At 39.7% G+C, this 19,793-nt stretch carries 17 protein-coding genes; 5 read left to right on the top strand and 12 right to left on the bottom strand.

Annotated elements, in window-relative coordinates; all coding sequences use genetic code 11:
• Positions 1-13 precede the first annotated feature (13 nt).
• The 5 genes from HWV03_RS08145 to HWV03_RS08125 form a co-directional block, all read right to left on the bottom strand.
• Positions 14-643 carry a DsbA family protein gene (locus HWV03_RS08145; RefSeq protein ID WP_211679251.1) on the bottom strand — a complete coding sequence of 210 codons (630 nt, stop codon included), beginning with the start codon at positions 641-643 and terminating at the stop codon, positions 14-16.
• Positions 644-655: 12 nt separating this feature from the next.
• Positions 656-994 carry a DUF1971 domain-containing protein gene (locus HWV03_RS08140; RefSeq protein WP_067042658.1) on the bottom strand — a complete coding sequence of 113 codons (339 nt, stop codon included), beginning with the start codon at positions 992-994 and terminating at the stop codon, positions 656-658.
• Between the two features lie 95 nt (positions 995-1,089).
• Positions 1,090-2,481 (bottom strand): glycoside hydrolase family 1 protein, encoded by a 1,392-nt coding sequence (locus tag HWV03_RS08135; protein WP_211679250.1) that lies wholly within the window; start codon positions 2,479-2,481, stop codon positions 1,090-1,092.
• A 76-nt stretch (positions 2,482-2,557) separates the two neighbouring features.
• On the bottom strand, positions 2,558-3,103 hold the full coding sequence (locus HWV03_RS08130) for an FMN-binding negative transcriptional regulator (protein ID WP_211679249.1): 546 nt from the start codon (positions 3,101-3,103) through the stop codon (positions 2,558-2,560).
• Positions 3,090-3,701 carry a GNAT family N-acetyltransferase gene (locus HWV03_RS08125; RefSeq protein WP_211679248.1) on the bottom strand — a complete coding sequence of 204 codons (612 nt, stop codon included), beginning with the start codon at positions 3,699-3,701 and terminating at the stop codon, positions 3,090-3,092. The genes HWV03_RS08130 and HWV03_RS08125 overlap by 14 nt, the downstream gene beginning before the upstream one ends.
• A 125-nt stretch (positions 3,702-3,826) precedes the next feature.
• On the opposite strand from HWV03_RS08125, the gene pdxR reads away from it, so the two are divergent.
• Both pdxR and HWV03_RS08115 read left to right on the top strand, forming a co-directional pair.
• Positions 3,827-5,365 (top strand): MocR-like pyridoxine biosynthesis transcription factor PdxR, encoded by a 1,539-nt coding sequence (pdxR, locus tag HWV03_RS08120; protein ID WP_342357628.1) that lies wholly within the window; start codon positions 3,827-3,829, stop codon positions 5,363-5,365.
• A gap of 419 nt (positions 5,366-5,784) precedes the next feature.
• Positions 5,785-7,878 (top strand): methyl-accepting chemotaxis protein, encoded by a 2,094-nt coding sequence (locus HWV03_RS08115; RefSeq protein ID WP_211679247.1) that lies wholly within the window; start codon positions 5,785-5,787, stop codon positions 7,876-7,878.
• Positions 7,879-7,963: 85 nt separating this feature from the next.
• Here HWV03_RS08115 and glnD read toward each other — a convergent pair whose 3' ends face one another.
• Positions 7,964-10,540, bottom strand: coding sequence for a [protein-PII] uridylyltransferase (gene glnD, locus HWV03_RS08110; RefSeq protein ID WP_255547121.1), 2,577 nt, complete (start codon positions 10,538-10,540; stop codon positions 7,964-7,966).
• A gap of 344 nt (positions 10,541-10,884) precedes the next feature.
• Between glnD and HWV03_RS08105 the strand changes: the two genes are divergently transcribed.
• The gene (locus tag HWV03_RS08105) at positions 10,885-11,691 is read left to right on the top strand and encodes a RecX family transcriptional regulator (RefSeq protein WP_211679246.1); all 807 of its coding nucleotides are present in this window, start codon (positions 10,885-10,887) and stop codon (positions 11,689-11,691) included.
• Between the two features lie 172 nt (positions 11,692-11,863).
• Entirely contained in the window at positions 11,864-12,031 is a 168-nt protein-coding gene (locus HWV03_RS08100) for an SEC-C metal-binding domain-containing protein (protein ID WP_211674903.1), read from the top strand.
• A 113-nt stretch (positions 12,032-12,144) separates the two neighbouring features.
• On the opposite strand, the gene HWV03_RS08095 is transcribed toward HWV03_RS08100, so the two are convergent.
• Together HWV03_RS08095 and HWV03_RS08090 are read right to left on the bottom strand one after the other, a co-directional pair.
• Positions 12,145-13,077 (bottom strand): exopolyphosphatase, encoded by a 933-nt coding sequence (locus HWV03_RS08095; protein ID WP_211679245.1) that lies wholly within the window; start codon positions 13,075-13,077, stop codon positions 12,145-12,147.
• A 247-nt stretch (positions 13,078-13,324) separates the two neighbouring features.
• Complete coding sequence (locus HWV03_RS08090; RefSeq protein WP_211679244.1) at positions 13,325-13,651, bottom strand: hypothetical protein; 327 nt, start codon at positions 13,649-13,651, stop codon at positions 13,325-13,327.
• 396 nt (positions 13,652-14,047) lie between these two features.
• On the opposite strand from HWV03_RS08090, the gene HWV03_RS08085 reads away from it, so the two are divergent.
• Positions 14,048-16,171, top strand: coding sequence for a methyl-accepting chemotaxis protein (locus tag HWV03_RS08085; RefSeq protein WP_211679243.1), 2,124 nt, complete (start codon positions 14,048-14,050; stop codon positions 16,169-16,171).
• A 107-nt stretch (positions 16,172-16,278) separates the two neighbouring features.
• Here HWV03_RS08085 and yghU read toward each other — a convergent pair whose 3' ends face one another.
• The 4 genes from yghU to HWV03_RS08065 form a co-directional block, all read right to left on the bottom strand.
• Entirely contained in the window at positions 16,279-17,136 is an 858-nt protein-coding gene (gene yghU, locus HWV03_RS08080) for a glutathione-dependent disulfide-bond oxidoreductase (protein WP_211679242.1), read from the bottom strand.
• Between the two features lie 53 nt (positions 17,137-17,189).
• Positions 17,190-17,729, bottom strand: a complete 540-nt coding sequence (locus HWV03_RS08075; RefSeq protein ID WP_211679241.1) for a GNAT family N-acetyltransferase — start codon at positions 17,727-17,729, stop codon at positions 17,190-17,192.
• 112 nt (positions 17,730-17,841) lie between these two features.
• Complete coding sequence (locus HWV03_RS08070; RefSeq protein WP_211679240.1) at positions 17,842-19,221, bottom strand: class II fumarate hydratase; 1,380 nt, start codon at positions 19,219-19,221, stop codon at positions 17,842-17,844.
• 71 nt (positions 19,222-19,292) lie between these two features.
• Positions 19,293-19,688 carry a hypothetical protein gene (locus HWV03_RS08065; protein ID WP_211679239.1) on the bottom strand — a complete coding sequence of 132 codons (396 nt, stop codon included), beginning with the start codon at positions 19,686-19,688 and terminating at the stop codon, positions 19,293-19,295.
• Positions 19,689-19,793: the final 105 nt, after the last annotated feature.

Genomic DNA, 19,793 nt, shown 5'->3' with positions numbered 1-19,793 from the left:
TTATCAGGCTGTTTTATTCCTCATCTCGAATAACATTTCTTATCAATTCTACCGTCAGTCCAGCATTTTTATAATCAATCGGTATTTCCACGCAACGTCCTTCTTTTTCAATAAACAGAGACGGAAAACTCGTCCCCCCTATAGAACGAGCAAAGGCAATTTCAGTTAATAAATCTTGATGAAGTTGTTGAGATACAAACACAGTTTCAAATTTATCCGAGTCTAGACCAAGCTGCTTCGCTAATTCAACCAAAACTGTATTATCACTGGGATTTTTGGCATTAAGATAATAAGCAACTTGTATCGCATCAAGCATCGCCTGTTCTGCACCTTGAGTACGTGCAGCAAGAATTGCTCTACATGCCGGATAAGTGGAACGTCGTGGTGTATTTTCAGTCCAAAATTCATAATTAAATGTCGTGCCAAGATAATTTTCAATCTTCTTCCAGTAAGATGCAACTTGCGCCTGCATCATTTCAGGCATTGGCTCATCACTATCAGGTGCCAATCCCCCCAATAGATAGATAATGTCTACATCATCAGCAACAACCTGCTTAATTTCATTCCATACCGGTTTATAACCCCAGCACCACGAGCACATAGGATCATAAACATAATACAGCTTTGGTTTTACTGATGGCATTTGACAGTTTCCTTAATCATTACGCTCAGAACGGTTTTCAGCAACAATATCAGAGTCTTTCTGTGCGTAAAAATCAACTCTGAATTCGGTATCATCCGTCATAAACTCAACTTTATGCCAATACTCAGGCGGTGAAATAGCCGATTCATCTTGTTCAATCACAATCTCTTGCTCTATCGCACCTCGTCTTTCGGTAAAACCATAAAATTTCAACGAACCACTAATAACCTTAATTTTCCCATAAACACCTGCGCGGGTATTATGTAAGTGTAAGAACATTTTAGGGATATTATTCGGCGTAAAGACTGGCGTTGATTTGTAGTTCACAAAATCAGTTGGGATTGTCGGCATAAGCACACTCACTCGTAGTAAAGATAATGATTAATAGGTATAAAATATACGCCCATTATCCATGAGCGCAAGTAAGATATCCCAGCGATTAGATCTTAAACGTTAAGTGAGGCTCCGCGCGTTTGGATCACATCCCGATACCAGAAAAAACTTTCTTTACGGATACGCTCTAAAGTACCACTACCATCGTCACGACGGTCAACATAAATAAAGCCATAGCGTTTATCCATTTCAGCGGTTGAGTTGGCCACTAAATCAATCGGCCCCCAACTGGTGAACCCCATAAGTTCAACACCATCTAAGATCGCCTCCCTTGCCTGTACTAAGTGATCGTTCAAATATTTAATACGATAATCATCAATGATCTCGCCATCCGCAGTAACTTCATCACGCGCCCCTAAGCCATTCTCAACGATAAACAAAGGCTTTTGGTATCTGTCATACAAGAAATTCAATAATACCCGTAAACCTTTCGGATCGATTAACCAGCCCCACTGACTTTTTTCTAAATAAGGATTCGGCACACTATCAATAATGTTACCGACTTCCTTTTGCTTGGGGTCAGCACTGGCACAGCCGCTGGCATAATAACTAAACGAGATAAAATCGACACTCGCTTCAGCCAGCGTTTCTAAATCCCCCTCTTCCATTCTTACTTCGATATTATTGTCTCTGAAATAACGCAATATATAACCAGGGTATCTACCACGGGTCTGCACATCACCAAAGAATAGCCACTTGTTATTCTCGTGTACCGCAGCCATAACATCATCGGGATTACAGGTATAAGGATAATTAAGCGCACCCAACAACATATTACCAATTTGGGCATCTGGAATTATTTGTTTACACAAGGTCACCGCTTTGGCACTGGCAAGGAGTTGATGATGAATTGCTTGATAAATGGCTTGCTCGTCTGCGGCTTCGGGTAAACCGACACCGGTATACGGTGCATGTAACGACATATTAATTTCATTAAAAGTCAGCCACAATTTCACTTTATTTTGGTAACGCTCAAACACGGTTACTGCATAGCGTTCAAAAAATTCAATCAGTTTTCGATCCGCCCAGCCACCATAGTGGTCAACTAACCCCACAGGCATTTCATAATGTGATAACGTCACAAAAGGTTTAATATCATGCTTGGCTAATTCATCAAAAATACGGTCATAATAAGCAAGACCCGCTTCATTCGGCTGACTTTCATCGCCATGAGGAAATATACGCGTCCATGCAATTGATAACCTCAAGCAGGTAAACCCCATCTCTTTGAATAGTTGAATGTCTTCCGGGTAGCGGTTATAAAAATCGATAGCAAGATCTTTAATACCCGCGGTTTTATCAGCACGCTCTTGATGCGCACTTAAAATCCCTTTAGGCAATAAGTCCGCGGTCGATAAACCTTTACCGTCTTGATTAAACGCACCTTCGGTCTGATTCGCCGCAATCGCGCCGCCCCATAAGAAATCCTGTGGAAATAAATTCATTTGTTCCTCAACTCATAAAACAATCCATGTTGAATGCGATGATAAACTATAATAAATAATGACTAGTTGAACACGTTCACACTTTTAAAATTGAATTTAGCTCAATAATCGATACTTTAAATACCGTAATCGCATTCAGCATATGTGATACGGCGGTTCTGGGCACTTTATCCATCGTCCAAGGTGTCGTTTGATTTAGTTCAAAATAAGCACTTGTTAATACCATTTGCTGGTACTTATCTGCTCTATCAACGATTTCAACTGCCACACCTACTACATGAGTATTAGAGTATTTCCATGTGGGAACCGTTTGAGGCTTTCGAGCAGATGGTCCTACATCATTCGGAGACATGTAACGACTCTCACCATGAAACACTAGACTAAGATCGACTCCTTCCCTATCACACCCTTGTCCTTTCAACTTTTTGGCTAATACGTGTCGATTGCTAACATGACCAATTAAATAACGCTCATCAGCACTTAAATGAAAAGGAATATGGCTAATATGCGGTATATTGTTAGCGTCGATAAATACCAGCGTCGCTAATGGGTGTTGCTTAATGATCGTAAACGAATAAATCATCTTTTTTGCTGCATCATTATCATGCTTAATTTGAGACATAAGAAAACACCTCTTTACACTGACCTGTTTTTAATAAGTTCGCTTTTACTTGCGGCCACTCGTCGTTAATAATACTAAACAAGGCCGTGTTTCTATAACTACTATCTTCTGCACGACGATTCTTTCTTAAAATACCTTCAAACTGGCCACCGATACGCGCAATCGCACGACGTGATTGTAGATTGTCTTCATGTGTACAAATTTCAACACGAGTGAACGCTAATGTTTCAAAAACATATTCAAGCAGTAAATATTTAGCATGGGAGTTAACATGGCTGCGTTGAAATCCAGGAGAGATAAAGGTATGTCCGATTTCCAAAGTGCGATCGACTTCATTTACACGAAACAAACGCGTTGACCCCACTATTTTATTGTTCTGCTTGTTAATAATGACAAACGCAACTTGTGATCCCGTGGCCATCTCATCAATCATGCCGACAATCCAGGACCGTGCAATTTCGACATTTTCACAAGGGTTTGACTGCATATAGCGCCAAACTTCAGCAAAGTTCCCCGCATTATAAAAATCAGATAGATGCTCCATTGTTATTGGTTCTAATTTGATCAATTCACTTTCAAGAGTCACTGGTTTTAGCATAAGTTAGATTTCCTTATTCTTATTTTGAATACAAAGTGTTGAATACAGAGTGTTGAATGTTTTCTAATTATGCGTTTATTTGGTATAACTACTACAACCAGAATTTATAAAAATGGTAGACCAGTTTGAAATTACTTAGCCTAACACTTGCCATCAATGCGCACATAACGGCACAAACCAGTGTCAAGACTGAACAAAAGATGACAGAACAGAAAAGAAAGCGCCGAGCAAAATACTTACTCATCGCCGATGCATTAAAACAAGCAATTAAGCAAGGACAGGTAGTTCCAAGTGAAGCACTTCCCTCAGCCCGCACATTAGCCACACAGTTAAATGTTAACCGGCATACCATTATGGCTGCAGTCGCAGAATTGGTTGCCCAAGGTTGGATTGAAGCCAAAGAGCGTTCGGGATATCGGATCGTTAATAAGTTACCCATTCAAACAAGCAAGACGATAAGCAACCTCACTGTTGAGCATCAAACTTTTGACTGGCAGTTTCGACATAAAAAGACCACTGCCATTGCCCCGACTAAAGGGGCCACTGCATATAGATACAACTTTTCAGGAGGCCAACCTGATAACCGCTTATTCCCATTTAATGAATTCAAACACTATTTTTCACAGCTTTGCCAGCACCCGAAATTTACCCGTTTAGGTTATGATAATAATGTCGGTGAAACGGATTTAGTCACCCAAATTTCAACCTATTTACGTCGTGTCAGGTCGATAATCGATAAAGAAATCATGATTTGTAATGGCTCTCAAGAAGGCCTGTACATGGTATCTAAACTGCTATTACAAGCAGGTGATAAAGTGGCAGTAGAACAGTTCGGTTATCCACCAGCATGGGCTGCCTTTAAAAGTTCTGGCGCTGAACTGGTTGTGATAGAGCAAGACCATAAAGGCATCATCCCTGCACATTTAGCCACACAGCTTGAAAAAGGGCATATTAAACTCATTTATCTGACGCCATTACATCAATACCCGACTACGGTGACATTGGAGGCCAGTAGAAGAATGCAGATATATCAGCTCGCCGCACAATACGGCGTCGCGATTATTGAAGATGATTACGACCATGAGTTTCATTACGACTCTCAACCGATTGCCCCGATGGCAGCAGATGATCCACTCGGCTTAGTGATCTACATTTCAACCTTCTCCAAATTAATGTTCGGTGGTGCCCGTATTGGTTACGTGGTAGCAAATAATGCATTAATCACAGAGTTAACCGCATACAAAACGTTAATGAACCATAAGAGTAATGTGTTAATGCAACAAGCAGTCGCTAAGTGGATGCAACAAGGTGGTTTTGAAAGTCATTTAAGACGCATGACCCGCTGCTACCATAAACGCCGTGACTTTTTAGTTAACCTATTACGGGGCTATCAACAACAAGGTTTGCCAATCACTTTTGATTGCCCCGCTGGCGGCATGGCGCTGTGGGTAGATATGGGCGTATCAATTGTTGGTCTAAAACAAACGTTGCTGACCAAAGATGTGTATTTACAGACCGAAGTTGAATTTAATTTGGTAACAGAGCATTTGATAACCGAACAAAAAAAATCGCAATATCGGTTTATTCGGGTGGGGTTTGCTTCCATGAATGAAGTCGAAATAACGCAGGGAATGAAGATTATCGTTCAAGAATTATATGGTTAATTTACTCAATAATAGCTCGAGCTAATCGATGTAATACCTAACTCCTTTCGGTTTACTCTATAGGAGGCTAGCTGGAACTAACTTTCAAAAATAACCAGCAGCCGACAAAAGATGATCGAAGTCAATAATTTATGATAAAAAAACCAAAAGCCATGCCTCCAATTTTATTAAGAGAAAGAATTATTCACTATTTCACTAATCCCACAAGCTTATAATACCAATCCTAAATACCTTTTTAGTCCAATGTAATAATAGTACTAGTTAAAAAATCCAATTTATACATCTAAACTGTGCGGTTATACTTTTGTTCGATAAGTAACCACCCCGATAAACACATAATTGAGTGTGGAACAATATATGTATACTCATTTCACGACAATCAGTTACAAAACACAGTTCGGGAATGAGTAAGGGATCACATGTTTAAAAGTATACGGACGCGTATTGCCATTTGCGCAGGGTTAACAATGGTCTTTACCTTATTAATAGCGATGGGGATGACAACCAACGCCTTTACTAAAGTCAACCAGGAAATAACAGAAAAAGTAAAAGTACAACTAACCAATGCGACCACTTTGAACTTACGTTCGACCGCAGATAACCAAGCTAAAACTATCGAGAATCAACTATCCCCAGTTTTAGCAAACCTAACTCAAATACGTTCCATCATTGAACTAAGCGCACAAACCCGAGCAGATGCTGAGACAATTGTTAAGCAGTTCACAGCCTCACTTGAAGTACAAGACAAAGCTGTTTTTGCTGGATATATGGTATGGGAAGAAAAAACGTGGCCACAAGAGTCAGAACCGAACACGGCAAAAGCATTCAATACTAAAGGCTATTTAGCACCATTTTTTTCACCTAATTCAAATAACAGCTTTGATATTGTCGCAATGGATAGTTTTAACAATACAACTCTGAACGCAAATGGCGAACGAACCGATGATTGGCACTTAATCCCTTATGAAACTGGACAAACTTTCGTAATGGAACCCTATATGTATCCAGTTCGAGGCCAAAAGGAACTGATAACTACAATTAGCCAGCCATTAAAACTAAACGGTAAAATCATAGGTTCACTTGGCTTCGACCTCTCTTTGACAGAACTGCAAGGCCAAAGTGAAAAACTCGCCAAAAAACTCTTTGATGGGAAAGGTAATATCATTATTTCTTCATGGAAAGGGGCTTTACTGGCTAATAGTAAAGATAACAGCCATGTAGGTAAAAAAGTACCTTCAGCATTGTCGTCGCAGTGGAAAAAGATCCAAGACTTAGCGACTCAGAATGATATTGGTATGATCACTATTGGTAATGATGAGTACGCGATCACCTCTATCGATACTAGTGGTGCGCCTTGGATTGTGATGGTATCGGTTCCAACCAACGAACTGACCCAAAGTGTGGCAACATTTGAGAACTGGAGTCATGAACAAAATTCAGAAGCACTCAATCAAGGTATTTTTGCAGGCGTAATCGCTGTTATTATTGGTATTGCTGCAATGAGCTTTATTGCAAACTCTCTTGGTAAAGTACTGATTAATTTAGTCGAACGCTTTAAAGATGCAGCCCAAGGCGATGGCGACTTAACCTACCGTATAGAAGTAAAAGGTAAAGATGAAAGTGCACAACTGGCACACTGGTTTAATATCTTTTTAGAGCGTATGCAAGAGATGTTGCGTGCTGTAATGACAAGCGCAAACCAAGTTGATCAAGGGGCTGGCGCAGGCTTACAAGGTGCAGCCAGTTCCAAAGAGCAACTCGATATTCAAGTCAATGAAGTTAATTCGTTAGCAACCGCAATTAATGAAATGAGTGTAACAGCTCAAGAAGTCGCTAACTCAGCTATGCAAGCAGCCACAGCAGCAAACCAAGTTCAAACGAATAGTATAAGCGGCATTCGTCGAATGGATACAGCTGTATCCTCTGTTGACAATTTAGCGGTTCAAATTAACAACGCTCAAAATCAAACTCAAAACTTGGTTGAATCGAGCACCTCAATCCAAGGAATACTCGGAGAAATTAGTAGTATTGCAGAACAAACGAATCTACTTGCTTTAAATGCAGCAATTGAAGCAGCACGCGCTGGTGAAGCTGGACGTGGGTTTGCGGTAGTTGCAGATGAAGTGCGTAACCTTGCAACCCGCACGCAAACTTCAACTAAAGAGATTGGTGCTATGCTGGCAAGGCTAGAACAAGAAACACAATCCATTGTGATATCAATGCAGCAGGGACAGCAACAAGCTGTTGAGACTAAAAAAGAAACGCAATCTGCACAACAAGCGTTTGAGGAAATAAACCAAGCAATTGAAGTGATCAACGATATGAATAATCAGATCGCATCAGCGGCAGAAGAGCAAAGCTGCGTATCTGAAGAAATTAACCGCAATGTTGTACGTATTAACGATACCACAATGGAAGTAATGGAAGGTATGAGTGCTTCAGTCATAATTAGTAACGAGTTAACTGACAGTGCGACGAATTTACGTGGAGAATTAAGCCATTTCAAAATCTAGGACTTAACTTAATCTAATTCACATCACAATTAGTCCTACATTGTGATGTGAACTTGGATTTTAAAGCTTTAGGGCTAGTAGCGAATTACGCAATTCGACATACCAGTAATTCATTTAAATGTGTTTGCTCTTCATTGGTGATTTGTTCCCCGCTATTCTTGGAGATTAAAAAAACGTTCTCTGTCGATTCACCAAGAGAACTGATCTTCGCAGAGTGAATCGTTAAATCACTTTGTGAAAATACAGAGCAGATTTCCTCCATATAGCAAGGATCATCCAATGTGTTGATTTTTAGGAGTGATTTATTTTTTTTACTTGATTTTAAAAACTCGACAACTGTTGTGTTTTCAAAGTTTTTCACAAACCTCGGTGTAGACAAATTGTTGTACGATATTTCATTGTTAATTGATTTTTTAACTCGATTGACTATTTTATCAAGTCGAATTTTTTCAGTTATCGGCTCATTTTTGCTATCAAGTAACTTGATTATTTCTAATACCATCCCGTCTTTTGTTTGCATAATTTGCGCATCTTTGATCTTTAACTTAGCCGTAGCTAGGGTGTTGAATATATCAACAAAAAGCTTAGGTCTGTCTTTGGTATAAACGATTAAGCAGGTTGAGCTAGGCGACAAACTATCGGAAATGAAAATCATATCTTGTCTCACCGAGCCCTTTAAAATTTGCTCTGTAATACAACTAATCTCATCAACACTGTTACTGCTAAAAAAGTGATTAGGTAAAGTTGACCATAACGACGCGATATCTTGTTCGCTCCAGTCCACGCTAGTTAGTTTACTTGTTGCGTCATTTCTATTTTCTCTGATAAGGGTACGAACTTCGAATATATTTTCTATACCTTGCCTTAGCGCATCTCGAGTTGATAAATACAGCTGTTTGAGTTGACACTCGTGCCACTCATTCCAATATTGCTCGTTTGTAGCGATCATATCTGCCACGGTAAACACGTAGAGCGCGTTAAGCTTGTCAAAAGAACCGACCTGTTTCGCAAATTGCTTGATAACATTCGGATCGTTAATATCTTGGGTTTGAATCGTACCAATAAGAAGATCTTGGTTTGCGACTAACCAGTAAACCAGTTTAATACTTGAGTGTTTTAGTTGGTGTACTTCTGCAAATTCTTTGGCAATAATGGCACTAAGTTGGCTATTCTCAACAGCTTGCTTACCTGATATATGGTGACAAAGCGTTGCTAGAACAAGCGAAACCCTATCTTTAACATGTTGATTTACATTATAAATAAAACTTTTATTATTGAAATCACGACTAAAACTGTCAATTGCTTGCATCGCTTTACAGGTATGTTCATCGATGGTGTAAGCGTTATGCATATCGTATTGCATTTGACCTTCGATTTGCTTCCAATGTGCAAAATAGGACGCTAAAATACCGTATCGATGCATTAAACTGAACGCAGTTTTTAACCCGTCAGGTTGTTTTAAAAGGGCGATGAATTCTTCTCGACATCCTTGATAACAGCTAAGTTCACCCAGTAATGTTCGCCGAGTTTGTCTCAATAATCTGAGTGTTTCTGGCGCTATTCCGTTAATATCGTTATGTTTAGCAATCAACAAAAACAGTCTCAAGACTTGACGCTTGTCGATAAAGACTTCTTTATATCTTGCTTCAATGAGGTTATTTCGAACCATAAAATATTCATCAATAATGCGTTCAGGCTTCTTGGGTTGGTACTTTAAAATATCAAATTGAAAAGAATCACTGAGCATTTGATTCAATTCGCGTATACGCGTCATCGCAGTAAACAAGTAACCCATCATGCTTTCAATTGCATGCTGGGAATTATCATCGCCACCGAAACGCATAAATTCAGCGACAGCCGATTGATAATCAAACAGTAGTATTTCTTGTGGCCTGTTAACAACTGAATGTAACGCCCAGCGTATTCGGCAGACAAAATCATAGGACTCTAATAGTTCAGAGGTTTCATCTGAGGTTAAAAAACCTGTCGACTCTATTGTTTTCGGATTATCAATTAGAAAATGCTTTTGTGCTATCCAATGTATGGTTTGTACATCTCTCATGCCACCCGGATTATTTTTTAAATTAGGCTCTAAGTACAACGCGGTATTTTTTGCATGTTTATGGCGGCTCTCCTGCTCTGTTAGCTTCGCATGGAAAAACGCTTTACTTGTCCAAACCTTGTTTTGAAAAAGCGCATCCTTGATCATTGATGCGTGAGACGATGGCCCTAACAATGGACGAATATCGAGCAAATTTGTCGCGATGGTAATATCTTCTGCTGCCAATTGAATTGCTTCTTTGAACGTTCTGACAGAGTGACCAATGTCTGTCCCTAAATCCCAAAGCTTAGTGACAAAACAAGACAGTTTTTCTTCAACATCTGTGGACACCTTACCATCACTAATAATGGCCAGATCTATATCTGATTGAGGATGAAGCCTTTTTCTTCCGTAGCCACCAACTGCATTGATGGATAAAACTGACTTATTTAATTCAAATGAACACCAAAGTGCAATAAGCAGTTGATCAAAATACTCGGATCTTTTTTCCATTAATGATTGAATTGAATCAGTATGAAATTTTTGGTTTAACTCACGATCAAACTCTGCGATGCGTCGACGTAATTCCGCACCAGAAGTTTCCATTGAAACGAAAGACATGTTAATCATCCTTTATAATAGCTTGAATCAGTATTTAAACTGTCAAACTTTCCCTTAAAACCTCACCAACAATAGTTATAGTTAAAATGATAACAGCTCTAACTAAATCATTCAATTACACTGTGGTTATTGCTCTTCTACATATATCCGGTGAGTTTCGTACACATATAAATGTTAGAGCACTAATCAATTAGCATAGAGTACGTGTATGAATCAGCCGTGTATGGATCATGTTTATCGCTATTTATGTCCATAATCTTGTTAAAATTAACAACATGTATAATGTAGATAAAGCGTATAATATAAGTCACTCAAAAATAATATGTTACAGGTTGGCTAAAGACATGCTGCAAAAAGAACTACGACAAGCTAAATCGATAGATAATGTCTACAACTCGGCATATTGGCATTTGGCTCAAAAGGACTACACTCTTGCAGAAATACGCACCAAGCTTGAACGTAAGACAGACAATCAAGAGTGGATAGAAACCGTATTAGACGATCTAGTTAGTAAGAACTACATCAAAAGCGATTTTGACTTTGCTGTTCTTTTTGCTGAATCCGCCTTTCATAATGAACAAGGTAAATCTGCCATCTCACGTAAATTACGTGCCAGAGGCGTAGATGAAAAAGATGCAGCAGCAGCGATTGAACAAGTGATGGATGATGAGGAGATTGACCAATTTGAGTTAGCCGCATCACGATTAAGAAGCTCATTTCAAACCTTTCACTCAACAACCAAAGAGAAAGTGTATTCGCAATTCACCACCAAAGGGTTTTCACGTGCCGAGATTGATCACGCATTGGCTATGCACCCAGAAAAAGACACCTTAAGATCCAAACTCGAAGTCAAAGCTGAAAAAGCAGACTTGAGCCAAGAAACCATGAAACTATACCGTAAAGGTAAAGGTAAACGCGTCATACGCAGTGAATTGCGCAGCAAGTTAATTGACGTTGAAGATTTTGATAGCGTGATAGACCAACTTGAACTGGCTGGTGATATAGACTTTTATCAAAGCTGTTTAGATGTATTAAATAAGAAACGTTACGACATAAGCAACAGCGCGGGTAAATCGAAAGCTTACGCCTATCTATCGCGTAAAGGTTTCGACTCAGATGAAATCAAAGAAGCACTCAATCCATCAGATTAATTGCGAACTTAATTGATAAGTTGAATTCAATTGGTCAACAAGAATGCTGCTTATTTAGCTAATTTTGTTCCCAAGGCAATTTATTTACAATAACTTTGGCAAAAACCGAGAAACTTTGTTATATAGTTTCATTAAAGATAACAAAGTACCAATATCGAATAAAGGAATCACAATGACAAACCAACACGCACACGGCGAAGAAGGTCACGTACACGGTCCAGGCTGTAGTCACCACCACGAACCACAAGCTCCGATCGTAAGAGAAGGCGCTAAAGTTGGCCGTAACGATCCTTGCACGTGTAACAGCGGTAAGAAATTTAAGAAGTGTTGTGGTAAATAATCACACGCTTTATTAAATAGTACTTTTGACTAAATTAGTAGACGTACTAAATAAACCATAAGTACTAAAAAGCCTCCACTGCTATTATTCAATATAGCTTTGGAGGCTTTTTGCTAACCGTCTGCTGTAATTGCTGTAATCAATTCTTGCAGAATCACTTCTGATTTATCAGTTTCAATCTGGCAAGTACCCGCAGCTATATGGCCACCACCACCGTATTGAAGCATTAGCTCTCCCACGTTAGTTTTCGAGTTACGATCAAAAATAGATTTACCTGTCGCAAATACAATATTTTGCTTTTGAAAACCCCACATTTTATGGATAGAGATATTACATTGTGGAAACAGTGCGTAAATCATAAATCGATTACCAGCGAAAATAGTCTCTTCGTCAGTTAAATCAAGTAACACTAAATTACCATGAACAGTTGCACAACGCTGAACCTGTGCTTTAAACATAGTTTCGTGTTCACGGTACAAATCAATACGTTCCTTCACATCTGCTAATGCCAAAATGTCATCAATGCTGTGATCTTTACAATAATCAATCAAGTCCATCATCAAAGCATAGTTCGAGATTCTAAATTCGCGGAAACGGCCTAACCCTGTTCGTGCATCCATTAAGAAATTGAGTAAATTCCAGCCCTGAGAGTCTAATACTTCATCACGATTGAACTGTGCAGAGTCACCTTTATCAACCGCGTCCATCATTTCAACCCATTCAGCAGGGAATGTGTCGAGACCGCCATAATAATCCCACACCACACGTGCAGCAGAAGGCGCATCTGGATCAATAATGTGATTAGCGCGTTCGCCAGTATTACGAATAGTTTCAGAAAGGTGATGATCAAACGTCAGGTGGGCATTTTTAACATAAGGTAAATTTGTCACGATATCATACGGAGTAATATCAATTTTACCGTCTTGCATATCCTTAGGGTGAACAAATTTTATATCACTAATGAGATCTTGTTGTTTCAACAGCACTGCACATACTAGACCATCAAAATCACTGCGCGTTACTAATCGATATTTTTGTTCTGACATATTAATTCCTTTGTCACATAAGTTTAAACCTAAGATAACTAAAGATAACCGTATAGAAGAGTGAGAATCAAGCGGAGATTGTACGAGAGAGGTTTTGTAACTACCCAAGCTTGAACTTGCGCGCAAAACAAACCTAAGATGGATGAATAACAATCACAATTTATGACCAAAATTAAGGTACTACGAACTCATGCATTGTAGCAATATTGAGTCCATAGTGAACTGATATTAAAACACATAAACTACTTCATTTTAATTTGACTACATCACCAGACACTGTCGTTTGATACCCGTTAAGTATCCACGCCCAAAACCAATCTTCTTGTACTTCAACATTAATCATTGCATCACCACCTTGCGATGCAATGGCAGCCTTTTGTGCACGAACAAAACGATCATTTTGTTGAATAGGAATAAAGGTAAATAACATGATCCCCGTCGCTGTCGCTTTTCCTGGACCTATAACAGTGTATTCACTTTCGTTTAGGTTTTGCGTTTTCATCGAAACACCAGTACAACCAGCTAGCATCGCTAAAGTTAATAAAACTGTACTTAACGCTTTGATCATTTTCATTTAGAAACCCTCAAATAGAAGTTAGAACGTACAAATAATGTCAATAGTACTAAGTCTAGTGATAGCTAAATCTAATGCCCACATGTTGCAGCGAATAACGGCTAAAAACCTTATATTTACTAATAACATGTGATTTATTCATGTTTTTATAAAACAGAATAACCGTGAGATCACCCTTCAATAATTCGTTTCGACTCAGTTATAGCCGATAAAATAGATGGCACTTTCGCATTACTCCAAACTACAACTTCCACTTGTTACAACTTTAATTTCTTTGCAACACTTTATTAATCTTGTGTAACTTGGTATAAACATAGTTAATATACTTAGTTAGGTATTAATTTGAAATATAAACCTAACTGATGTAACTATATTAGGGTATTAAAGGGAATTAACATGGGTTCATTATCAGTTCAGTGGAAGATTACTTTGCTTTCAGGGTGTTGCATTTTACTTGTCGCACTATCATTAATCAGCTTTACGCTTATATCATCAACCTCCAATCAAAAAATAATACAGGTCCAGAGCAGCGAATCTGTTGGTGAAAAGTCCGAGCAATTATTGATGAGTGAAGCAAATACACAAGCATCAATAGTCCAAAAATATTTAGACGAAGCAACATACCGTGCAGAAATGTTAGCCGAGAGTATTGCATTTCTGCAGTTTAACGCTGAAGAAAATTTTACCAATAGTGACGAATTACGAAACTCTGTCTCGGAATTATTAAAGCGCTCGGTGCAAAATTTCGACAATATGCACGCCGCATTTACCACTTTCCTTCCCAACACGTTAGATGGTGAAGATGCCAATTATGCTAATGCCGATTATGTCAGCTCTAACGATCAAGGCCGCTTTTCTGCTTACTGGTATAAGAACAACCAAAATGAGCCAACCCTAACAATCAAAAATGAACAACAGATCAATAATACAACGCAGGCCGCTAGTGGACAGGCAAATAATTTTTGGTATAGCTGTAGCATTACCAATAAACGCATGTGTGTGATTGAACCGTATTTATACAATGAGAATGGTGCAACTCGATTAATCAGCCCCATTACCGTTCCATTACGCAAGCAGGGTAAAATAATAGGCGTAACAGGCATAGACCTCAAAATAGATGTTTTACAACAATATGCACAGCGTGCAGATCAAGCATTGTTCACAGGTGCTGGTAAAGTTCGTATTGTGAGTAACAATGGACAACTGGTTGCTTCTGATGATGACAATGCTCCGATTGGTAAACAAATCGCAGACCCACAATTAAAACAATGGTTAGCCAACGGTGTAACGCAATCACAGTGGAGTGCAGATCAGCAATCTCTAACCGTCTTTATGCCGATTAAGCTCAGCGCGGTCAACTGGGGGATTGTTATCACCATGCCAAGAGAAACCGTGATGGCAGATGCGTTAGCGCTTAATCAACTCATTGAAGAGCAAGCAAACGAAACCCTTAAAATTCAAATTATCACAGGGATTATCGTTACTCTACTAGGCCTACTTATTATTTGGTTTGCAGCCGTTAAGTTGGTCGCCCCGATTAAAGATGTTGCAACTCGTCTACAAGATATTGCGAGCGGTGAAGGCGATTTAACCCAACGGCTTGATGTTAAATCTACCGATGAAGTGGGCGAACTCGCCATTTGGTTTAATCGCTTTTTAGATAAAATCCAAGCGACGATCAAAGATGTGATTGAAACCTCTGATGCCATCAGTAAAACATCCAAAGAAGCCAGTGAAATAGCCGAACTATCACGCCAAGGCAGTGAGTCACAATTTAGAGAAGTGGACATGGTCGCAACCGCCTCTGAAGAAATGACACAAACATCAGCGTTAGTACTAGAAAATGCAGATAAAGCCGCCGAAATGGCATGCCAAGCAGAACAATCAGCACAAGGTGGCCAAACCGTCGTGCAACAATCTGCAGATACAATGCAGGAGTTAGTTGAAAGAATGGCAATGGCTGTTCCGATTGCTGATGAACTAGAAAAAAACAGTGGTAATATTAGTACTATATTGTCGGTTATTGAAGGTATATCAGAACAAACTAACTTACTCGCCCTTAACGCTGCGATTGAAGCAGCAAGAGCAGGCGAACAAGGCAGAGGGTTTGCTGTCGTTGCCGATGAAGTGAGACAACTTGCAAGCAGAACTCACGATTCAGTAGATCAAATCCGAGTGGTTATCGAAGATTTACAGTCCGGTACACGTAGTGTCACAACAGCAATAGCAGAAGGTAATCACCTTGCCCTTGAAACCGCAACGCAAGTTAAGCAAGCCGTAAATAGCTTAGCGGATATCTCATCATTTGTTACTGATATCCAAAGCATGAACAGTGAGATTGTCAATGCGGCCAGCGAGCAAAAAACAGTCTCGACAGAAGTGAATGGCAATGTTGCTAATATTCGTGATTTAAGCCAATCAATTTTAGACCAATCGACCACGGCAGAAAAAATAGGTCATGATATTGCGAAACTGTCATCACAGCAGCAAGTATTGGTTGGGCAGTTTAAAGTCGAGTAGTCGTAAATTTAACGAATTGAAATAGAAACAATAATGACCAGCACAAGCACCATTGTTCGGCTTGTGCTGGTCATCTGCATATAACACCACGTTTCATGATATACGTGTTAAGGTTTTAGCTTTAAAGCCTCAGTGATATCAGCAGCACTATGGCGTTCACTTAACACTTCCCATGCTTCGCCTGATGTACGATTCACGATTCGACCACGCTGCACAGCAGGACGGTCTGCGATATCTTGAGCCCAACGTAGCAGGTGCTTATAACTTCCAACATCTAAAAATTCAGCAGCATCATATGCCTTACCAAGCACCACGTTGCCATACCAAGACCAAATCGCAATATCGGCAATACTATATTCATCACCTGCTATAAACTTATTCGCAGTAAGTTGCTTGTCTAACAAGTCGAGTTGACGCTTAATTTCCATCGTGAAACGGTTAATTGGATATTCAAATTTTTCTGGTGCGTAAGCATAGAAGTGACCGAACCCACCACCTAAATACGGAGCAGCTCCCTGTAACCAAAATAGCCAATTCAATACTGTCGTGCGCTTCACGATATCTTTCGGTAATAAATGGCCGAACTTATCGGCAAGATAAAGTAAGATAGCACCCGATTCAAACACTTCAATCGACGGTTCACCAGATTGATCCACTAATGCAGGGATTTTGGAATTTGGATTAATACCAACAAAACCGGATGAAAACTGATCACCCTCACCAATGTTAATAATGTGAGCATCATATTCAGCCTCAATCACGCCCAAGGCTAACAACTCTTCCAACATGATCGTGACCTTTTGACCATTTGGCGTTCCCAACGAATAAAGCTGTAAAGGATGAATGCCAACGGGTAATACTTTGTCGTGGGTAGCACCAGAAACAGGGCGATTTATTGATGCCCAAGTACCGCCATTATCATTATCGTTTGTCCAAACTGCCGGTGGTATGTATTCGCTTTCCATAATCTTTCCTTAGTGTTATCTATTGGTTCAGTGAACCGAACAAGCCCACTCGTTTAACTAATACCTTGCCAGTCAATTGCCAGCACTGCCATCATTACTTTATCGACAAATTTACCATTGCGGTAACCCGATTGCTTTTTAACGCCTTCATGAACATAACCGGCTTTTTCATATGCGCGGATCGCTGATGGGTTATTGGCATAGGCCGTTAATTCAATTCGGTGTAAACCCAGCGTGTTAAAGCCATAGTCGGAGATCACTTTGGTAACCTCTGTACCAATACCTTTACCCCAATAACTTTTATCACCAATAAGAATAAAATATTCACCCGAACGATTGAGTGTACTGATTGACGCAATACCTGCATAACCAATCAATTTACCGGATTCAGCACAGCAAATACCCAATGACACGCATTTTGAATTGCTATTAATACTTGATAACCAGGTTGAAATATCCGTTTGGGATTGCGGGTAGGCATAAGAAGATAAGCTAAATTGAGTCACGTCTCGGTCGCATGACCATGCGTAGAATTCGGCGGTATCACTCATATCGAGCGATCGTAATTGCACTCTATTTGTAACTAAAAACATCCTTTTATACCTTTAATATTTAACGCTAATTTTAATATATACAACATAAACTAACATAATTAGCGAAAATATAAAGTACAAGTCCCTTGCTCTCACAAGGGACAAATTTAACTTAAAGACCACCTTGAGTCAGTTTCAGCGGATTGAGTAATTCACTCAATTTTTCACGTGATAACTCAGTGTGCTCTAGCGCTACATCAATGATCGCGCGTTTCTCTTTGTAGGCTATCTTAGCTATTTTAGCCGCTAGTTGATAACCGATAATAGGATTAAGTGCTGTCACTAAAATTGGGTTTTTATCCAAGGCTTGTTCTATATTCTGTTGCTGTACTTCAAAAGTCGCAATGGCTTTATCAGCTAATAGCACCACGTTATTACTCAATAAATTCAGGCTATTAAGTAGGTTGTTAGCAATCATAGGTAACATAACATTAAGTTCGAAGTTTCCTGATTGTCCACCTATCGTGATAGCGGTGTCGTTACCGATAACCTGCGCACAAACCATCGCCATTGCCTCTGGGATCACAGGGTTTACTTTACCCGGCATAATTGAAGACCCAGGCTGCAGTGCTTCAAGGGCGATCTCACCAAGACCAGACAGTGGACCAGAGTTCATCCAGCGCAAGTCGTTCGCTATTTTCATCAATGATACTGCGGTTGTTTTTAGCGCACCAGACAATGCAACAGCGGTATCTTGTGAGCCAATTAATGCAAATAGATTATCTGCGGGCGTGAATTCAAGGCCTGTTGCAATACTTAATTGTTGATTGAATACACGGCTAAAGTCTGCATGAGCATTAATCCCCGTCCCCACCGCTGTTCCACCTTGCGCCAAGCGCTGAACCACAGGTTGTAGCGCCGTTAAGTTATTAATATTTTGCTTAACCTGCGCGCTCCAGCTATGCAAACTTTGGCTCATTTTAACGGGCATCGCGTCCATTAAATGAGTGCGCCCTGTTTTCACAAAATGATCAACGCTTTGCGCTTTTGTCTCAATAACTTGAACTAAATGATTTAATGCCGGTAATAACTGATTAGCAAGCGCGAGTGCGGCACTTACATGGATTGTACTTGGGATAACATCATTACTACTTTGACCATAGTTAACATGATCGTTAGCACTGACTGGCTCGCCGGCTATTTCGCTAGCAAGATGTGCAATAACTTCATTCGCGTTCATGTTCGAACTAGTACCGGAACCAGTTTGGTAAACATCGACCGGAAAATGCTGCATCACATTTTCCATTTCTGACAAGTTTTTACAAGCCGAAATAATCGCATCAGCAATCGTTGGGGACACTAACTCGAGTTGTTTATTCGCTGCCGCAGCACTGGATTTAATTTGGATTAAGGCGCGAATAAAGCCGACGGGTAATTGCTGGCCACTAATTGGAAAGTTGTTAACTGCGCGTTGTGTTTGTGCGCCATAGAGTGCCGAAGATGGCACTTCAAGTTCGCCCATACTGTCTGTTTCTATTCTAAAGTTTGTCATTGTTCTTTCCGTAATTATCAGATGAATGGCACTAACTCAGTACCGTCGGATTAGCCTGCGATTAACGTAATTTAAAAAGGGTGTAGGTTGAATACCTTTGTTACTTGTTTGTTTATTTGAATATAGTAACTATTTATCTGATGTTTTTTTTCAGTTGTCGTTGCTATACGTTGCAGTGAAAGTAGCGGCTTGTTTAGCACTTCGTAACAAGCTCGACGCCAATGATTAGGTAGCAGTTCATTCTTTATTGAACGTAAAAGGAGAGCAAGCTGCGCTAAATATAGTGACCAGCACTGCTCTACATCAAGCGGTGCTGCGATCTGATCACTTAATTGAAAGTAGGACAAAAATATGTCGTGACGTTGCGGTGAATCAGCATGCTCAATCGCATTGCCAAGTTGTTCATAATATTCAAGAGCGCAGTCGTCACCTAAGGTGTTTTTAACATTTAATGTCGACAAGTTCATCGCATCCCCTAAAAACCGTTTGTGATAATGATTCTTATTATCATAAACGGTTTGATTGGATATTCAAGGAAATTTTAAATTGGTCATGAATCTTTTACGTCAAAA

This window comes from Moritella sp. 36, from assembly GCF_018219415.1.
Classification (GTDB): domain Bacteria; phylum Pseudomonadota; class Gammaproteobacteria; order Enterobacterales; family Moritellaceae; genus Moritella.
This window is presented reverse-complemented; position numbering and strand designations above follow the sequence as displayed.

What these genes read in the sequence shown, in the direction of transcription:
- HWV03_RS08135 (WP_211679250.1), bottom strand. Translation starts at nt 2,481, where the DNA reads ATGAATTTATTTCCACAGGATTTCTTATGGGGCGGCGCGATTGCGGCG.
- HWV03_RS08065 (WP_211679239.1), bottom strand. Translation starts at nt 19,688, where the DNA reads ATGAACTTGTCGACATTAAATGTTAAAAACACCTTAGGTGACGACTGC.
- HWV03_RS08105 (WP_211679246.1), top strand. Translation starts at nt 10,885, where the DNA reads ATGCTGCAAAAAGAACTACGACAAGCTAAATCGATAGATAATGTCTAC.
- glnD (WP_255547121.1), bottom strand. Translation starts at nt 10,540, where the DNA reads ATGTCTTTCGTTTCAATGGAAACTTCTGGTGCGGAATTACGTCGACGC.
- HWV03_RS08090 (WP_211679244.1), bottom strand. Translation starts at nt 13,651, where the DNA reads ATGAAAATGATCAAAGCGTTAAGTACAGTTTTATTAACTTTAGCGATG.
- HWV03_RS08070 (WP_211679240.1), bottom strand. Translation starts at nt 19,221, where the DNA reads ATGACAAACTTTAGAATAGAAACAGACAGTATGGGCGAACTTGAAGTG.
- HWV03_RS08125 (WP_211679248.1), bottom strand. Translation starts at nt 3,701, where the DNA reads ATGCTAAAACCAGTGACTCTTGAAAGTGAATTGATCAAATTAGAACCA.
- HWV03_RS08075 (WP_211679241.1), bottom strand. Translation starts at nt 17,729, where the DNA reads ATGTTTTTAGTTACAAATAGAGTGCAATTACGATCGCTCGATATGAGT.
- HWV03_RS08130 (WP_211679249.1), bottom strand. Translation starts at nt 3,103, where the DNA reads ATGTCTCAAATTAAGCATGATAATGATGCAGCAAAAAAGATGATTTAT.
- HWV03_RS08100 (WP_211674903.1), top strand. Translation starts at nt 11,864, where the DNA reads ATGACAAACCAACACGCACACGGCGAAGAAGGTCACGTACACGGTCCA.
- HWV03_RS08145 (WP_211679251.1), bottom strand. Translation starts at nt 643, where the DNA reads ATGCCATCAGTAAAACCAAAGCTGTATTATGTTTATGATCCTATGTGC.
- HWV03_RS08115 (WP_211679247.1), top strand. Translation starts at nt 5,785, where the DNA reads ATGTTTAAAAGTATACGGACGCGTATTGCCATTTGCGCAGGGTTAACA.
- HWV03_RS08095 (WP_211679245.1), bottom strand. Translation starts at nt 13,077, where the DNA reads ATGTCAGAACAAAAATATCGATTAGTAACGCGCAGTGATTTTGATGGT.
- yghU (WP_211679242.1), bottom strand. Translation starts at nt 17,136, where the DNA reads ATGGAAAGCGAATACATACCACCGGCAGTTTGGACAAACGATAATGAT.
- HWV03_RS08140 (WP_067042658.1), bottom strand. Translation starts at nt 994, where the DNA reads ATGCCGACAATCCCAACTGATTTTGTGAACTACAAATCAACGCCAGTC.
- HWV03_RS08085 (WP_211679243.1), top strand. Translation starts at nt 14,048, where the DNA reads ATGGGTTCATTATCAGTTCAGTGGAAGATTACTTTGCTTTCAGGGTGT.